This is a genomic window from Cryobacterium zhongshanensis (assembly GCF_022760445.1).
Lineage (GTDB): Bacteria > Actinomycetota > Actinomycetes > Actinomycetales > Microbacteriaceae > Cryobacterium > Cryobacterium algoricola.
Genome location: NZ_JALGAR010000001.1, coordinates 1,654,227 through 1,670,471, shown reverse-complemented (window position 1 = coordinate 1,670,471; position 16,245 = coordinate 1,654,227). Strand labels below are relative to the sequence as shown.

At 68.2% G+C, this 16,245-nt stretch carries 18 protein-coding genes; 9 read left to right on the top strand and 9 right to left on the bottom strand.

Annotation, left to right across the window (positions count from 1 at the left end; genetic code table 11):
* Positions 1-39 precede the first annotated feature (39 nt).
* Complete coding sequence (locus MQH31_RS07580) at positions 40-828, top strand: SGNH/GDSL hydrolase family protein (RefSeq protein ID WP_243011499.1); 789 nt, start codon at positions 40-42, stop codon at positions 826-828.
* Positions 829-837: 9 nt separating this feature from the next.
* Here MQH31_RS07580 and MQH31_RS07575 read toward each other — a convergent pair whose 3' ends face one another.
* Together MQH31_RS07575 and MQH31_RS07570 are read right to left on the bottom strand one after the other, a co-directional pair.
* Entirely contained in the window at positions 838-2,073 is a 1,236-nt protein-coding gene (locus tag MQH31_RS07575) for a D-alanyl-D-alanine carboxypeptidase family protein (protein WP_243011498.1), read from the bottom strand.
* A gap of 47 nt (positions 2,074-2,120) precedes the next feature.
* Complete coding sequence (locus MQH31_RS07570) at positions 2,121-2,921, bottom strand: TrmH family RNA methyltransferase (RefSeq protein ID WP_134531874.1); 801 nt, start codon at positions 2,919-2,921, stop codon at positions 2,121-2,123.
* 141 nt (positions 2,922-3,062) lie between these two features.
* On the opposite strand from MQH31_RS07570, the gene MQH31_RS07565 reads away from it, so the two are divergent.
* Positions 3,063-3,914 (top strand): Sir2 family NAD-dependent protein deacetylase, encoded by an 852-nt coding sequence (locus MQH31_RS07565; protein ID WP_134531875.1) that lies wholly within the window; start codon positions 3,063-3,065, stop codon positions 3,912-3,914.
* A 92-nt stretch (positions 3,915-4,006) separates the two neighbouring features.
* The gene (locus MQH31_RS07560) at positions 4,007-4,663 is read left to right on the top strand and encodes a histidine phosphatase family protein (RefSeq protein ID WP_243011497.1); all 657 of its coding nucleotides are present in this window, start codon (positions 4,007-4,009) and stop codon (positions 4,661-4,663) included.
* On the opposite strand, the gene MQH31_RS07555 is transcribed toward MQH31_RS07560, so the two are convergent.
* Positions 4,651-5,748, bottom strand: coding sequence for a glycosyltransferase family 4 protein (locus MQH31_RS07555; RefSeq protein ID WP_243011496.1), 1,098 nt, complete (start codon positions 5,746-5,748; stop codon positions 4,651-4,653). The two genes, MQH31_RS07560 and MQH31_RS07555, sit on opposite strands and share 13 nt — an antisense overlap.
* Entirely contained in the window at positions 5,745-6,644 is a 900-nt protein-coding gene (locus MQH31_RS07550) for an alpha/beta fold hydrolase (RefSeq protein WP_243011495.1), read from the bottom strand. The genes MQH31_RS07555 and MQH31_RS07550 overlap by 4 nt, the downstream gene beginning before the upstream one ends.
* Before the next feature lie 79 nt (positions 6,645-6,723).
* Here MQH31_RS07550 and MQH31_RS07545 point away from each other — a divergent pair, with 79 nt between their 5' ends.
* On the top strand, positions 6,724-7,410 hold the full coding sequence (locus tag MQH31_RS07545; protein ID WP_134531879.1) for an exonuclease domain-containing protein: 687 nt from the start codon (positions 6,724-6,726) through the stop codon (positions 7,408-7,410).
* Between the two features lie 80 nt (positions 7,411-7,490).
* Here the strand turns inward: MQH31_RS07545 and MQH31_RS07540 are convergent, their stop codons facing one another.
* The 3 genes from MQH31_RS07540 to glgA all read right to left on the bottom strand — a co-directional run bounded on the left by MQH31_RS07540 (position 7,491) and on the right by glgA (position 9,868).
* Positions 7,491-7,742: a type B 50S ribosomal protein L31 gene (locus MQH31_RS07540; protein WP_134531880.1), complete on the bottom strand. Its 252-nt coding sequence runs from the start codon at positions 7,740-7,742 to the stop codon at positions 7,491-7,493.
* Between the two features lie 112 nt (positions 7,743-7,854).
* Positions 7,855-8,637 (bottom strand): ABC transporter ATP-binding protein, encoded by a 783-nt coding sequence (locus tag MQH31_RS07535; protein ID WP_134531881.1) that lies wholly within the window; start codon positions 8,635-8,637, stop codon positions 7,855-7,857.
* A gap of 49 nt (positions 8,638-8,686) precedes the next feature.
* Entirely contained in the window at positions 8,687-9,868 is a 1,182-nt protein-coding gene (glgA, locus tag MQH31_RS07530; protein WP_243011494.1) for a glycogen synthase, read from the bottom strand.
* A 79-nt stretch (positions 9,869-9,947) separates the two neighbouring features.
* On the opposite strand from glgA, the gene MQH31_RS07525 reads away from it, so the two are divergent.
* Positions 9,948-11,192 (top strand): glucose-1-phosphate adenylyltransferase, encoded by a 1,245-nt coding sequence (locus MQH31_RS07525; RefSeq protein ID WP_243011493.1) that lies wholly within the window; start codon positions 9,948-9,950, stop codon positions 11,190-11,192.
* Positions 11,189-11,836 (top strand): phosphoserine phosphatase SerB, encoded by a 648-nt coding sequence (gene serB, locus MQH31_RS07520; RefSeq protein ID WP_134531884.1) that lies wholly within the window; start codon positions 11,189-11,191, stop codon positions 11,834-11,836. Before MQH31_RS07525 ends, serB begins: the two co-directional genes overlap by 4 nt.
* A 35-nt stretch (positions 11,837-11,871) precedes the next feature.
* Here serB and MQH31_RS07515 read toward each other — a convergent pair whose 3' ends face one another.
* Positions 11,872-13,596: an HNH endonuclease signature motif containing protein gene (locus MQH31_RS07515; protein ID WP_243011492.1), complete on the bottom strand. Its 1,725-nt coding sequence runs from the start codon at positions 13,594-13,596 to the stop codon at positions 11,872-11,874.
* Positions 13,597-13,896: 300 nt separating this feature from the next.
* Complete coding sequence (fabG, locus tag MQH31_RS07510; RefSeq protein WP_243011491.1) at positions 13,897-14,607, bottom strand: 3-oxoacyl-ACP reductase FabG; 711 nt, start codon at positions 14,605-14,607, stop codon at positions 13,897-13,899.
* A gap of 134 nt (positions 14,608-14,741) precedes the next feature.
* Here fabG and MQH31_RS07505 point away from each other — a divergent pair, with 134 nt between their 5' ends.
* The 3 genes from MQH31_RS07505 to MQH31_RS07495 are packed head-to-tail and all read left to right on the top strand — an operon-like array spanning position 14,742 to position 16,245.
* Positions 14,742-15,149: a DUF3099 domain-containing protein gene (locus MQH31_RS07505; RefSeq protein WP_279238345.1), complete on the top strand. Its 408-nt coding sequence runs from the start codon at positions 14,742-14,744 to the stop codon at positions 15,147-15,149.
* Positions 15,146-15,406: a hypothetical protein gene (locus tag MQH31_RS07500; RefSeq protein ID WP_243011489.1), complete on the top strand. Its 261-nt coding sequence runs from the start codon at positions 15,146-15,148 to the stop codon at positions 15,404-15,406. The genes MQH31_RS07505 and MQH31_RS07500 overlap by 4 nt, the downstream gene beginning before the upstream one ends.
* On the top strand, positions 15,403-16,245 hold the full coding sequence (locus MQH31_RS07495) for an SURF1 family cytochrome oxidase biogenesis protein (protein ID WP_243011488.1): 843 nt from the start codon (positions 15,403-15,405) through the stop codon (positions 16,243-16,245). Before MQH31_RS07500 ends, MQH31_RS07495 begins: the two co-directional genes overlap by 4 nt.

The window sequence follows — 16,245 nt, the reverse complement described above, 5'->3', positions numbered from 1 at the left end:
GTGAACAGACAGTTTCGTGCAAACGAGGAGAATGGACTGATGACAACCGCATTGCATCCTTGGTCACGGTACGTAGCCGTCGGCGATTCCTTCACGGAGGGCGTCGGCGATCCCGAGCCCGCGTGCCCGGGCGGGTTCCGGGGCTGGTCCGACCGGGTCGCCGAGGTGCTCAGCCAGGGTTCTGCGGACTTCGCATATGCGAATCTCGCGGTGCGCGGCAAGCTGATTCGGCAGGTCATGGACGAGCAGCTCGAGCCGGCCCTCGACCTGCGCCCCGACCTGATCACGTTCTCCGCGGGCGGCAACGACGTGATCCGTCCGGGGTCCGACCCCGACGAGATCGCCGCCCGGTGCGATGAGGCCGTGCGGCTGCTCAGCCGCGACGGAGCCACGATCGTGCTCTTCACTGGTGCCGACGTCGGGTTCGCCCCGGTCTTCCGCGGGATTCGCGGCAAGATCGCGATCTACAACGAGAACATCCGCGCGGTCGCGGCCCGGTACGACTGTGTCGTCGCCGACCTGTGGGCACTCACCGAGATCCAGGATGCCAGGATGTGGGCGCCCGACCGGCTGCACCTGAACGCCCTCGGACATCACACGGTCGCCCGGATGGTGCTCGACGTGCTCAACGTGCCGAACAGCCTCGAACCCTCGGAGCCGGAGCCGTTGCCCGCGCAGACCTGGCGCCAGGCCCGCAGCGAGGACATGGTCTGGGCGCGGGAGTATCTCGTGCCGTGGGTGCTGCGCCGCATCCGGCACCAGTCGTCCGGCGACCACGTGCTGCCCAAGCGCCCGGAAGCCGGTCCGTTCCGCCAGGCGGTCAAGTAGCAGGGGAGGTCAGCGGGACGCGAACAGTTCGCCGGGGTGCGTGAAGCGCCACCCCGGCCCGGGGTCGCTGAGCGTTCCGTCCAGGACGAGCGGAACACTGACCGTCTTCGTGCCGACCGTGAAGTCGAGAGACCCGACGGTGTCCCCGTCGGCACCGACCCCGACCGGACGGGCCGTGGCGACGCCCGTGACGGCCGTGTCAGACCAGACGAGAGCGGATGCCGGCCCGGCGGCCACGGCGGTCCCGCTCTGTCCCCAGACGCTCGCGTACGCTCCGTAGGAAGCACCGGCCTCGGTCAGGGTGACCTCACGGAAACCGGGCTTGACGCTCTCGATCAGGCGCCCGATGTCGGCGTCGAGGGTGTCGTGGGTGGTCCCGCCGAGCAGGACCCCGACGAGGGTCACGGTTGTCTCGCCGACGGTGAAGTCCGCGGAGAACAGCAGGCAGGCCCCTGCCTCGTCCGTCGTCCCGGTCTTGATGCCGTCGACGCCGTGGTCACCGAGCATCTCGTTGGTGTTCGTCACCGTTCCGATCGTCGGCAGCACTGTCGTCTTCTCCGACACAATCGAGGCGAGCGCCGGGTTCTTCAGCACGAGCTTGCCGATCTCCACGAGGTCGGCCGGTGTGCTGGCGCTCCCGGGTGACAGTCCGCTCGTGTCCGCGATCGTGGTCCCCGTAAGGCCATGATCGGTAAGCCAGGCCCTGGCGACCTTCAGATACGCGTCGACACTCCCGAACGCCCAGTTCGCGAGAGTGATGCTGTAGTTGTTCGCGGAGGGCAGCAGCATGCCCTCGAGGGCCTGGCGCTGGCTCAGCACCATCCCGGACACGACGGGGGCGACAGAGCCGTCCTGGGCGAGCACGTCGTAGTAGATCTGCACATCGGCGTCGGTGAATTTCACGTCCGGGCCGGCCTCGGTGGCCGCGAGCGGCTTCGCGTCGAGCAACACGAGCGAGGTGATCATCTTGGTGATGCTCGCGATCGGCACGGCGGCCTGGCTGCCGCTGGAGCCGAGCACCCCGTCGTAACCGACGGCGCCGATCGCGCCCTCCCCGATTCCCGGCCACACCATCGCCGTCGCCGGCTGGGTGAGCGCGGCGGGCTGGGTGAGCGTCGCCGCGGACGCGGGAAGAGCCGCGGCACTCGTTGTCGCGAAGTAGCCGCCGAGCAGGATCACGACGAGCAGTCCCCCGAGGACGGCGAATCGGCGACGCAGGATGGTGGAACGACTCGCGGAAGGCATCCGTTCACCTTACCGATCCAAGGACAGGGAAACGCTGGACGCGCGGGTCAGCGCAGTGCGTACAGTGCGACCGCGCTCGCCGATGCGACGTTGAGCGAGTCGACGCCGTGCAGCATCGGGATCGTGACGACCGTGTCCGCGACCGCGAGCGCCTGCCTGCTGAGGCCGTCGCCCTCCGCGCCGAGCACGATGGCGAGCCGCTCCGGCGGGTCGATCGCGAAGTCGTCGAGGCTCACCGCGTTGTCGGCGAGGGCGAGTGCCGCGAGGTGGAAGCCGGCGTCGTGCAGCAGCGGGACGGCCTCGTCCCATTCGGGCAGCCGAGTCCACGGCACCTGCAGCACCGTTCCCATGCTCACGCGCACGCTGCGCCGGTAGAGAGGGTCGGCGCAGCGCGGGGTGATCAGCACGGCGTCTGCGCCGAGACCCGCGACCGAGCGGAAGATCGCGCCGACGTTGGTGTGGTCGACGATGTTCTCGAGAATGACGATCCGGCGTGCACCCCGGATCAGGTCGGCCACCGGCGCGAGCACGGGCCGGTGCATCGCCGCGAGTGCCCCCCGGTGCAGGTTGTACCCGGTGAGTTCTTCGAGCACGGATGCCGCGCCGACGTAGATCGGCACGTCCGGCCAGTCTGCGAGCAACTCGAGGGCGTCCGGCAGCCATTGTTCCTGCAGGAGCACCGAGCGGGGGCGATGCCCGGCGTCGAGGGCCCGCGCGATGACCTTGGTCGACTCTGCGATGTACAGGCCGCCCGCCGGTTCGGACTTGCGCCGGAGTGCGACGTCGGTGAGCTGCGAGTAATCGGCAAGACCGGGGAGGTCGAGGGAGTCGATGTGGATGATCTGCACGGGGATTTGCCTTTCGAGGGAGAACAGGTCCAGCCTGCCAGTTGGACCGCCCGGTCCTGTAACCGGGGTCCGGCATCCCGGGTTCTGTAACAAGGACGAAAACTGACCCGCCTAGACTCGGACAGGACAGGACGGAGCGTTATGACCACCGAGACGATTCCGGTCGCCAGTGAGGTGTCGGCCGGCACCCTTGATTCGGTCGCCGATCTCCTGCGGGGAAAGCGTGCTGCGGTGCTGACCGGCGCCGGGCTCAGCACCGATTCGGGCATCCCGGACTATCGGGGCAAGGGTGCCCCCGTCCGCACTCCGATGAACTACCAGACCTTCATCGACGACCCCAGGGCCCGGGTGCGGTACTGGGCGGGCAGCCACCTCGGCTGGCGCCGGTTCCGCGCCGCAGAGCCGAACCTCGGGCACCGTTCCCTCGTCGCCCTCGAGGCCGGAGGAGTCATCTCCGGCGTGATCACCCAGAACGTGGACGGGTTGCACACCAGGGCCGGCTCCCGGCACGTCGTCGACCTGCACGGGTCGATGGACCTCGTGGTCTGCCTCGGCTGCGGCCAGGCCTTCGACCGGGAGAGCATCGCGGCCCGGCTCGAGGCAGACAACCCCTCGCTCCGGCGGCCGGACTCCGCCCGCCTCGCGCCGGACGGTGACGCCGACGTCACGGACCTCACGGACTTCGTCATCCCCGCGTGCACCGTCTGCGGCGGCATGCTCAAGCCCAACGTGGTGTTCTTCGGCGAACTCGTGCCGACGGTCAAGTTCATCGAGGCCACGGCCCTCGTCGCGGGGGCCCAGGCGCTCATCATCGCCGGGTCGTCCCTTGCGGTCAATTCGGGCATCCGCCTGCTCGAACAGGCCCGGCGCCGCAAGCTGCCGATTATCGTCATCAATCGGGGTGTGACCAAGGGAGACGGGCGCGCACTGGTTAAGCTGGAAGCCGGCACCTCCGAGGTGCTGGCCGGGCTCGCCGAGCGCCTCGCGGGGTAGCGGCGTCCGGGTCGCCGGTCTGGGGCAGCGAACGGCTGGACCGGCCCGGAACAGGCAGCACCAGACAGGAGCCACGCGAGACCATGCACCGGTTGCAGACCAGGCTTTCCATCGTCCGCCACGGCCAGACCGACTGGAACCTCGCCACCCGCATCCAGGGGCGCACCGACATCCCGCTGAACTCGACCGGACGGGCCCAGGCGGCCGAGACCGGCCTGCGGCTGCTCACGCGGAGTCGCGCGGGGTCAGCGCCGAGCCTCGACGGCGGCCTGACCCCGAGTGCGTCCGGCTGGGAGAAGATCGTCTCGAGCCCCCTCGACCGGGCGGCGGAGACGGCCCGCATCATCGCGGGAGAACTCGGCTTGCCGCGGCCGGAGATCATCGACGATCTCACCGAGCGCCACCACGGTCACATCGAAGGGCTCACCTTCGCCGAACGGCAGCGCCAGTTTCCGAACGGGATGCCGGTGCCTGGCCTCGAGTCGCGCCAGCAGGTTCTCGACAGGGTGCTGCCGGCTCTCGGCCGCGTGGCCGAGGAATTCCCCGGTGACGCGGTGCTCGTGGTCTGCCACGGCGGTGTGATCGGGACGCTGATCCGCTACCTGACCGACGGAGTGCGCCCGCACCCCGATGAGATCATCGCGAACGGTTCCGTCCACGACTTCCTCTGGAGAGACGGCCGCCTCGAGCTCGAGCACTTCGACGCGACGATCCGCGGCTTCGCGGAGAACACGCACTACTCGGGCTGAGCGGGCCGCTCCGCCGTCTGACGGAGCACCCGGAGCAGGATTCCGGCGGAATCGGCCCAGTTGTAGCGGGCGGCCTGCTCGATGGCGAGCCCCGACCGTTTCGCCCACTCCCCCGGTTCGTCGAGCCGGTGGACAGCAGCGGCGAGACCCGCGGCGTCGCGCGGCTCGAAGTAGAGCGCGGCCTCCCCGCCGATCTCGCGGAAGATCGGGATGTCGCTCACGACGACGGGGATCCCGAGGCTCATCGCTTCGACGAGGGGGATCCCGAAGCCCTCGTCGAGGGACGCGGTCACGAGGGCCGTCGCCGAATCGAGCAGGGCGACGTACTCCTCGTCGGAGACGCCGTCGTGGAACACGATCCGCGCGCCGGGCACGAGCGTCTGGAGGCGGGTCTTCTCGGCGTCGCCGATCCTGCTGAGCAGGTGCAGGTCGTGGCCAGGCAGGTCGGCGAGGGAGCGCACGAGCGTGTCGACGTTCTTGTACGGCATGAACGAGCCCATGTAGATGAGGCTGCCCGTGGCCGGGCCGGTGCGCCGGACGCCCGTCTCGGCGCCCGCCGCGCCGGCGAGAGCGCCTGCGGCATTGGGGACGACCGTGATGGGCCTGCGGGTGAGACGGTGCTTCAGCATGAGGGCCCTGGTCGTCTCCGAGACCGTGACGATGCCGTCTGCGCGGTTCAGCAGCATCCGCTGCGGCCACCAGGAGAGGTGGTAGAGCCGCCAGAGCAGCCGGATGAAGGCGGGCAGGTCGCGCGGGGGCGTGCGGTTGCGATAGTAGATCAGGTCGTGCACGGTGAGCAGCAGTCGGTAGTTGCGGCCCCAGGACCCCATGGTCTGCATCGGGCTGAAGACGACGTCGGGGTGCAGCCGGTTGACCTGGAGGGCGACGAGGGGCTCACGGATGCTCGTGGGCGCGCTCACGAGCTGCCACGGGAGTGCGGGCAGCATCGCGAGTTGCCGGTGGTCGCTGATGAGCATCGTCACGGGGTGCAGCCGGCTCAGCTCGGTGACGAGTTCTGAGGTGTACCGGCTGATGCCGTCGTGCCGGTCGAACCGGGTGTACCGGCAGTCGAACACGATCCTCATGCTGGTGGCGTTTCGTCCAGGAAGCGGCGCAACTGTTCCGCCGCTTCGACGGGGACTTCGTAGTGGATGAGGTGCCCGACGTTGGGGATGACATAGAGGCGGGCGTCCGGGAACAGCGTGCGCAGGCGGTACTGGGCCTCGACGGGGGTGATGTCGTCCTTGTCCGCCGCGATCAGCAGGGTGCGTTGCGGGATGCGCGCGGCGAATTCGCTCACGTCGCTTCCGACGGAGGCACGGAAGGCCTCGAGGACGACCCGGCGATCGGAGAACGCGGAGAAGTACCGGTCGTGCTGGTTGTGGATCCAGCGGCGGAGGGCGGGGTCACGGGTCTTGGCCATCGCGATGCTCATCACGCGGACGATCACGCGGTTGCGGAGCAGGGCGAAGCCGAGCCGTTCGGGCAGCGCGGCGGCCGCCCAGTAGTAGAACACGGCGAGCCGGGTGAGGATGCCGCGGGGACCGGACAGGGCGGGAGCCGCGATCGGGTTGACGAGGACGACGACGTCGGCGGGCAGCCCGCCCGCGACGGCGGACGCCGCGATGATCGAGCCGAACGAGTGCCCGAGGATCACGGTGCGCCCGGTCGGGGCGACCGCTGCGACGAAACCCCTGAGCCATTCCGAGTAGCCCGGCACGTCGTGCGCCAGGGTCGTGAGAGGTGCCGACTCGCCGAAGCCGGGGAGGTCGGGTGAGAGGATGCGGTACCCCGCGAGCTGGGCCACGACGGGCTCGAGGCCGTGGTGGTCGCCACGGAAGCCGTGCACCATCACGATCGTCGTCGTCGCGGCCGGATCACCGTACTCCCAGTAGCGGGTGTCGGTCCCGAGCACCGGGACGGTGTGGACGCTCACCGGGATCCGGGCGAGCTGGGCGTCGTATGGCGAAGGAACAATCATCCGTTCCAGCTTACGGGGACGCGCGGGGCAGGCGGCGGTGGCTCCCGGGGATGTCGTCGGTCGGCCCTAGGCTGGCCCCATGAGCAACTGGAGTGACACCCTCGCCGTCTTCGACCTTGAAACGACCGGAATCGACGTGGAGACGAGTCGCATCGTGTCGGCGACGGTCGCCGTGATCGACGTCTCTGGGGCGGTCGTCGAGCGCGTCGACTGGCTTCTCGACCCGGGCATTGACATCCCGGAGCAGGCGACCAACGTGCACGGCATCACGACCGCCCAGGCCGTTGCGAACGGCCGCGTCGCGGGGGAAGGCGTCACCGAGATCGTTGCGACGATCCGCGACCTGCTCGGCAGGGGCCTTCCGATCGTGGCGTACAACGCGCCGTACGACCTCTCCCTGCTCAACCGCGAGGCGCTGCGCTACGGGGTCGCACCGCTCGTCTCCCCCGCGCCCGTCGTCGACCCGCTGGTCATCGACAAGCAGGTGGACCGCTACCGCAAGGGCAAGCGCACGCTCGAGGTCACGAGCGCGTACTACGGGGTGTCCCTCGACGACGCCCATGACGCCGGAGCGGACGCGATCGCCGCGGGCAGGGTCGCCCAGGCCATCGCCAAGGCACACGCCGCCGTGCTGCCGGGCACCGTCGCCGAGCTGCACGACCTGCAGGTGCAGTGGTCGATGCAGCAGGCCGAGCGTTTCCAGGACTACATGCGCCGCGAACGCGACCCGAAGTTCGTCGCGAGCGGTGCATGGCCGGAGCGGTAACGCGCGCAGCAGACAACGAAAAAGGCGAGCAGCCGTGGCTGCTCGCCTTTTCTGTGTAACGCGCGTGCGGTGGTTCGGACTTATTTGCCGAAGCCCTTGTAGCGGGAGTTGAACTTCTCCACGCGTCCGGCGGAGTCCATGATGCGCTGCTTGCCCGTGTAGAACGGGTGCGACTCGGAGGAGATTTCCACGTCGATGACGGGGTAGGTGGTGCCGTCTTCCCACTCGATCGTCTTGGCGCTCGAGACCGTCGAACGGGTCAGGAAGGTCGCACCCGAGGCGAGGTCGCGGAAGACCACGGGGGTGTAGGTGGGGTGGATGTCAGACTTCATGAAAACTTCCTTATATGAGGTGCGCCGGTCCGGACCGGGTGGACCGGGGAACGGCGGCAGGAAAAAGTTACACGGCCCGAGGACCGACTGTCGAGTCTAGCAGAAGCGAGCGTCAGGCCGCACGGGCCGTGAAGCGACCGGCGACCTCGCTCAGGTCGATCGGCAGGCCGAACGTTTCGGTCAGGGTGTCCGCCGTCAGCGACTCCGCGAACGGGCCGGCCGAGACGACGCGGCCGCCCGAGAGGAGGAGGGCGTGGGTGAAGCCCAGGGGGATCTCTTCGACGTGATGGGTGACCATGATGATGGCCGGTGAGCTCGACTCAAGGGCATAACCGCCGAGCAGGCGCAGGAGCTCTTCGCGGGCGCCGAGGTCGAGGCTCGCCGCCGGCTCGTCAAGCAGGAGCAGTTCGGGGTCGGTCATGATCGAGCGGGCGATCTGCACCCGCTTCTGTTCGCCGTCGCTCAGGGTTCCGAAGGTGCGATCGGCGAGGTGGTCGAGTCGCCATTCCTGGAGCACCCGCTGGGCGCGGCGCTCGTCGATGGTCTCGTATTCCTCGGTCCAGCGGCCGGTCACCGAGTATGCGGCGGTCATGACGACGTCGAGGACCTTTTCGCCTGCCGGAACCTTGCGGGCAAGCGCGGTCGACGCGAAGCCGATGCGCGGACGCAGCTCGAACAGGTCGGTGCCGCCGATGGGCTCCTCGAGCACCTCGGCGGTGCCCCTGGTGGGGTGCAGCATCGCGGCGGCGATCTGGAGGAGCGTGGTCTTTCCTGCGCCGTTCGGGCCGAGGATCACCCAGCGCTGATCGTCATCAACACTCCAGTTCACTGAGTCGAGGATGGTTGTGCCAGCCCGGACGACGGAGACGTCGGTGAATTGAAGAACGTTGACCATGCATCCATGTTATCTGCCGACGCCGAGGCGTCGGCACGCCGGGCGGGGCTCAGAGCAACCCGGCGTAGATCTCCCGTGTGCTCGTGGCGATCTGGCTCCAGCTGAACTTTTCCTCTGCCCTGATCCGGCCGGCCTTGCCCATCTCTGCGGCACGATCGGGGTCGGCGAGGACCTCGAGCAGGGTGCGCGCGAGGTCGGCGACGAACCGGTCAGGGTCGATCGGCGTTCCGGTTCCGTCGCTGACCTGGTCGATGGGAACGAGGCGCCCGGTGACCCCGTCGTCGACGACCTCGGGGATGCCGCCGGTCGCCGACCCGACGACGGGGAGGCCACAGGCCATCGCCTCGAGGTTGACGATGCCGAGCGGCTCGTAGACCGAGGGGCAGACGAAGACGGTACCCGCGGTCAGGACGGCCGAGAGGTCGTGCTGGGACAGGTGCCCGGGGATCCAGACGACCCCGGTGCGCTCGGCCTGCAGCGCCCGGACTCCTGCGGTGACCTCGGCCATGATTTCCGCGGTGTCGGGTGCACCGGCGCACAACACGAGCTGGACCTCGGGCGGAAGGGACGCCGCGGCACGAAGGAGGTACGGCAGTCCTTTCTGCCGGGTGATCCGGCCGACGAACACGACGGACGGTCGGCTGGGGTCGATGCCGAGTGAACGGACAACGTCCGTGTCCGCGGTCGGCTTCCAGGCCTCGAGGTCGATGCCGTTGTAGACGACGTGCACCCGGGACTCGTCGAGTGCCGGATAGCTGCGGAGGATATCCGCGCGCATGCCACCGCTCACGGCGATGACGGCATCCGCTGCCTCGAACGCGGTTCGTTCGATCCAGCTCGAGACCCGATAGCCGCCGCCGAGCTGTTCGGCCTTCCACGGACGGAGCGGCTCGAGGCTGTGGGCGGTGACGACGTGAGGGACGCCGTGGAGAAGCTTCGCGAGATGCCCGGCACCGTTGGCGTACCAGGTGTGCGAGTGCACGACGTCGGCGCCGGACACGTCCTGGGCCATCTGCAGGTCGACGCCGAGGGTGGCGAGGGCGGCATTCGCCGTGGCGAGTTCGGCGGGCACGCCGTATGCGAACGTTTCCGGTGCGTCACGGGGCGCTCCGAAACAGCGCACGACGACCTCAATGTCAGTGCGGAGGGCCTTGACGAGCTCGGCGACATGCACGCCGGCCCCGCCGTAAACCTCTGGTGGATACTCCTTGGTCAACAGATCGACTCGCATGCAATAAAACTAGCGCAGCACCGTCAGACACACACCTTTTCGGGTGGCCCCCGGCCCCGGATGCCCCTACTGTAAAGACATGGCATCGAAGAAGATCTTTGGAATCGTACTCGCTGGCGGTGAAGGCAAACGCCTGATGCCGCTTACGGAGGACCGCGCAAAACCGGCCGTTCCGTTCGGAGGCAATTACCGGCTTATCGACTTCGCGCTGTCCAACCTGATCAATTCCGGGTTGACCCAGATCGTCGTCCTGACCCAGTACAAGTCGCACAGCCTCGACCGTCACGTCTCTCAGACCTGGCACGTCTCCGGTGGGCTGTTCAACTCGTACATCGCCTCAGTCCCCGCGCAGCAGCGCCTCGGCAAGCGCTGGTTCTCCGGCTCCGCCGACGCGATCCTGCAGAGCCTGAACCTGATCCACGACGAGAAGCCCGACATCGTCGTCGTTGTCGGTGCCGACCACGTCTACCGCATGGACTTCAGCCAGATGATCGCGGCCCACATCGCCTCCGGCGCGCAGGCGACGGTCGCCGCGATCCGGCAGCCGATCGGTCTCGCCGACCAGTTCGGCGTCATCGAAGTCGACGGGGCAACGCCGGACCACATCCGGGAGTTCCGCGAAAAGCCCAAGGACGCCATCGGCCTGGCCGATGCTCCGCACGAGGTGTTCGCCTCGATGGGCAACTATGTCTTCAACGCCGACGCCCTGATCGAAGCCGTGCTGCGCGACGGCGAACGCACCGACTCGAGCCACGACATGGGCGGGGACATCATCCCCGACTTCGTGTCCCGCGGCGAGGCCGGCGTCTACGACCTCCAGCGCAACGAGGTACCCGGCTCCACCGATCGCGACCGGTACTACTGGCGCGACGTGGGAACCATCGACTCCTTCTTCGAGGCGCACCAGGACCTGATCAGCGCGCTCCCGGTCTTCAACCTCTACAACCAGAAGTGGCCGATCTTCAGCCAGCAGCTCAACTCGCCGCCGGCCAAGTTCGTCAGGGACGGCCGCGGCTCGCTCGGCACAATGATCGACTCGATCGTGTCTCTCGGCTGTGTCATCTCGGGAGCCCACATCGAGCGCAGCGTGCTCGGACCGTGGGTGTCCATTGATTCCGGGGCCCACATCGCGGACTCGATCCTCTTCGACCGGGTGCAGATCCTGCCCGGCGCGACCGTACGTCGGGCCATCCTCGACAAGAACGTCGTCGTCGCAGCGGGCGCCTCCGTCGGCGTCGACAGGGACCGTGACCTCGCGCGCGGCTTCAGCGTCACCGAGTCCGGCATCACCGTGGTCGGCAAGGGCGTGCACGTACACCCGTGACCCGTCCCACTCGTTTCCTGGTCGTCCTCGATTCCGATTCCACCCTGATTGAAAACGAAGTGATCGAGCTCCTGGCGGATGCCGCCGGGTCGCTCGAACTCGTCGCCGCGGTGACCGATCAGGCCATGCGCGGTGAGATCGACTTCGCCCAGAGTCTCCGTGCCCGGGTGAAGACGCTCGCCGGGCTGCCGGAGAGCGTCTTCGCCGACGTCGGTCTCCTGGTGCGCCCGACTCCGGGAGTCCACGAGCTCATCGCGGGCCTGCACGCTCATGGCAGTCGGATCGGTGTCGTCTCCGGAGGGTTCCACGAAGTACTCGACCCGCTCGCGGAGAGCCTCGGAATCGACCACTGGCGGGCCAACCGGCTCGAGGTCGCCGATGGCCACCTCACCGGCAACCTCGTCGGGCCAATCATCGACGCGACCGCGAAGGCCGACACGCTTCAGGAGTGGGCGGCCGAACTCGGCGTCGGGCTCCCCCGGACCGTTGCCGTCGGCGACGGTGCGAACGACCTGAAGATGATGCACGTCGCGGGCCTCGGCATCGCGTTCAACGCGAAGCCCCTCGTGCGGGCCCAAGCGGATGTCGCGATCGACATCTGCGATCTCAGCCAGGTCCTGCCACTCCTCGGCCTCCGCGGCTAGCGCTTCCACTGTCGGAGCGCCGTGTGCGGCGCACTTCAGTCGCGGTTGGGTGGTCCGGTCAGGACCTGATGGGCGCGGTGCCGGTTCGGTGGCCGCCAGAGCCGTTGCGGATCGATCAACCCCGGAGCCCGCACCTGCGGTGACCCCTTCACCATGCGGATCTCCCACCCGGAGGTATCGATGGTGTGGTGATGGAACCAGCACAGGAGGACCCCGTTGTCGACGTTCGTGGGGCCGTCTTTCGCCCAGGGCTTCACATGGTGGACCTCGGCCCAGTGCGCCGGGGCCTTGCAGCCGGGGATGATGCACCCGCCGTCCCGGGCGGTGATCGCCCGGCGCTGCGCCCGGTTGAAGTAGCGCCGTTCCGGACCCAGTTTGAGGACCTGGTTGTTCTCGCCAAACAACACCCCCTGGAAACCGCCGTCACAGATCCGCTGGTGCACCGTCTTCAGCGACACCGGCGCTTCGACCCCGTCGATCCACCCGACCCCGACCCCGGAGGCGAGGTCGTCGGCATTCACGTGCACCATCACCGTGGGAGCGGACCCGCCCATCGACGGCGTGTCCTGGTCGCGGGCGGCGTGTTCGATCAACGCCCGGAGGATGTCCGCGCGCTTCTCCCCGCTGGTGCGGGTGTCCTGGCGGCGTTCCCGCAGTTCCGCTTCGATCACGTCCAGCTCCGGGCCCGTGCCGGCGCCACTGTCGGCGTTGCCTGCGGTTTCGGCGCCGGGGATCATCTGCCCCGAATCCATCAGCGCCTGTTCCTCCTCGGTGGGGAACGCGGGCCGGGCGTGGAAGCTCAGGAACGCGTCGAAGAGGGTGTTCATCATCCCGAAGAGTTCGGGCGTCACCCCGCCCTTCAGCGGGTAGAGGCCGTTCTTGAGTTGGCCGAAGCCGATGTTCGACTTCGCCTCGAACACATCCTCCTGCGGCAGGACGCCGTCGGGGTCGAGGACGGCCTGCCACTGGAGAACCATCCCCCGGATCAGATCCGCAGCCGCCGGCACCCCCGCGCCGGCGAGGATCTCAGTCTCCGGGGTGATCCACCCGGCCGCCGTGGCGACCAGGGCACGCTCGGCAACCTCCACCTCGGCCGGGACGGCCCGGTGACTGACCAACCCGAGCCCCGTCGTGATCAACTCGGCCGCCTCGACCCCGATGTCCCCCGCGGTCAGAGCGGCCCCGACGACCGGGAAGAGCGGCGGCAACACCGTCAGCCCTGCCCGGCGGGGCAACACCGCGTCGCCGAGTTTCGTGCGGCGCTTCACTTCCCGGGCCGAGACCCGGGTCACTCGGGTGAGTACGTCCCAGGGTCCGCGGCAGCCCATCTTCCACGCCAGACCGTCCCGGCCGAGCACCCGCGCCCGCCGATCCACATCGGTGGCCGTGTTCACCCGGGCCGCATCCACCGTCCGGCCAATCGCTTCTACTTCTTTCAGCGCCGTGACCGCTTCCGCATCGTTGAGCAGTCCGACCGGGATCGCCGCCAAGGCCTCTGCGAGGGCCGTCTTAATCTCGGCGAGCCGGGCGACAGCATCCGCATGCATCGACGGAACCGCCCCGGCCAGCACCTCCACACCCTCGAAACCCTCAGCAATCGCGACCGGATGGGCTGACTCGACCGACGACTCCGCGGATGCGACCGACGACTCAGCCGACGACTCGGTGGATGCGCGGCCCACCGTGGTGGGCTGGTCTCCCGCGGCTCCGGAACCGGGTGTCTGCGGGGTGTGTGACTGTGGATCCGAAGCTCCTGCCATACCCCGATTCTACCCCGAATCGAACACTAATGCGAGGCTTGCTCACCTTATTTTTGGGCTTCTCATCTCGAGATTCATACCTGACAGCGAGTGTGTACGCGATCGTGGTGCCGAATTCAGGAGATGCGCCCGGGCGAGCGATACCGGCCCGCGGACCAGTGCGGCCGATCCCATCCGTTGGCAGGGATCTCCTGAATTCGACACCAGAACTGCCCTAGTCTCCTGGGGCTACTGCATGACCCGGGTCTCGCACCGGTTCGCGCCGGGCTCCACGTCCCGGTGGGCGTGTCGCTGACCTGGTCAGTGACCCATGCCGAGGCCGCCGTCGACCGGGATCACCGCGCCGGAGATATAACCGGCGTCGTCGCCCGCGAGCCAGGTGACGACCTTCGCGACCTCGGCGGCGGATGCGAAGCGTCCGGCCGGGATGTTCTTCTTGTATTCGGCCTGGACGGCGTCGGAAAGCTCTGCGGTCATCTCGGTCTCGATGAAGCCGGGTGCGACGACGTTCGCGGTGATGCCCCGGGCGCCGAGTTCGCGCGTGACCGAGCGGGCGAGCCCGACCAGCCCGCTCTTGGAGGCGGAGTAGTTGACCTGCCCCGCAGAACCGTAGAGGCCGACCACGCTCGAGATGAGCACGATCCGGCCGAACCTGGCCTTGAGCATGCCCTTGGACGCACGCTTGACGACGCGGAAGGCGCCGCTCAGGTTCGTGTCGATCACGGACGTGAAGTCGTCCTCTGTCATCCGCATCAGAAGAGTGTCCTTCGTGATGCCGGCGTTGGCCACGACGACCTCGACCGGTCCGAGGGCCGCCTCGATCTCGATGAACGCGGCATCGATCGATGCGGCATCCGTGACGTCGGCGCGCACCGTGAGGGTGCCGTCGGGGCCTGAGCCCGAGCGGGCCGTGACCGCGACGCGGTGGCCCTGGCGTACGAATTCTTCGGCGATGGCGAAGCCGATCCCACGGTTGCCCCCGGTCACGAGAACGGTCCTGACGGAGGGCATACGGTTCCAATCTATTCCCAGCGAACGACCAGCCGTACGCACGTATATTCCAGTTTACGGTGTCATCCCACAGACCGGGCGGGACGTAGGCTTGTCAGGCATAACCTCCACCGGTTGACCGAAGCGATGAGAGTATGAAACAGCAGTCGATCACGTCCCTGCCTCCGTCTCCGGAGGACGAGCGACGAGCCCGGATGATCAGATACTCGGTCACCATGGGCATCCGGATGGTGTGCATCGTCCTGATGCTCTTCGTGCACGGCTGGTGGCTTCTGGTCTGCGCCGCCGGAGCGATCCTGCTCCCGTATTTCGCGGTCATCGTCGCGAACGTCCATGGAAGCGGCGCGGGAACCACCGTCGTCCGCCCGGGAGCCGTTCAGCTGTACCGCGGCCAATCCTCGAGCCAGTCCTCGAGCCAGTCCTCAGGCCAGTCCTCGACCGCGCCGGATTCCTCATCGTTCCCCCAGTCGCCGCCCGAGCAGGCCTCTGAGCGACCGGATTCCACTCGCGACGCATCCCGCGACCCCGGCGCCGACTCATGATCGGTTTCGACGACGACCTCGACACACCCCGGTGTTCGCGGGCCGGCTGCCGGGAGGACGCCCAGTGGCGCATCGACTGGCGCAACCCCCGCATCCATGCCGCAGACCGGGTCAAGACCTGGCTCGCCTGCACCGAGCACGTCGACTACCTGCGTGAATTCCTGGCCGCCCGGGACTTTCCGGTGGCCGTCATCGCCCTCGACGCCGCACCGGGCACGGCCCAGGCCCAGGCACCCGTCGGGACGAACCCGTCGTGATCGGCTGGAAGTTCGCGTTCAGCCGCCGGTGGGCCGGCTACCTCGTGCTCACCATCATCTTCGGCGCCGCCTGCGCGGGTCTCGGCATGTGGCAGTTCGCCAGGCGCAACGAGGCCCTCGTCGAAATCAACAAGGTCGACGCGAACTACGACCACACGCCGGTGAGCCTGACGGAAGCCCTGCCCACCCTCGACTCCTTCGCCGAGTCACAGAAGTGGCTCCCGGTGACGATGACCGGAACGTACCTCATCGCGGACGAGCTGATCGTGCGGAACCGCCCGATGAATGTCCACCCCGGCTTCGAGGTGCTGACACCGCTGCTCCTCGCCGACGGCACCGTCTTCGTCGTCGATCGCGGCTGGGTCCCCACCGGTGAGACAGCGGATGCCCCCGGCCCGGTTCCCGCCGCACCGTCCGGTGAAGTCACCGTCATCGCCAGGCTCAAGGCCGGAGAGCCGACCCTTCCCGGGCGCACGGCGAGCGGAAACCAGATCGCGACGATCCATCTCGCCGACGTCGCAGAACGGGTCGGCGCACCCACATATACCGGTGCGTACGGCCTGATGGCCTCCGAGGACCCGGCGCCCGCCACCCGCCCCGCCGGCGTGACCAGGCCGGTCGCTGACGAGGGCTCGCACCTGTCCTACGCATTCCAGTGGATGCTGTTCGCCCTGCTCGGCTTCATCGGGCTCGGCTGGGCGGTCCGTCAGGAATTCCGCAATCTCAACGCGGACGATCCCGAGGAGCGCACCCGCGCGGAGGAACGCGCCCGCCGGATCGCCGCAAGGCCGCGCACGGACGCCGAGGTCGAAGACGACCTGATCGACAGCACGCACTGA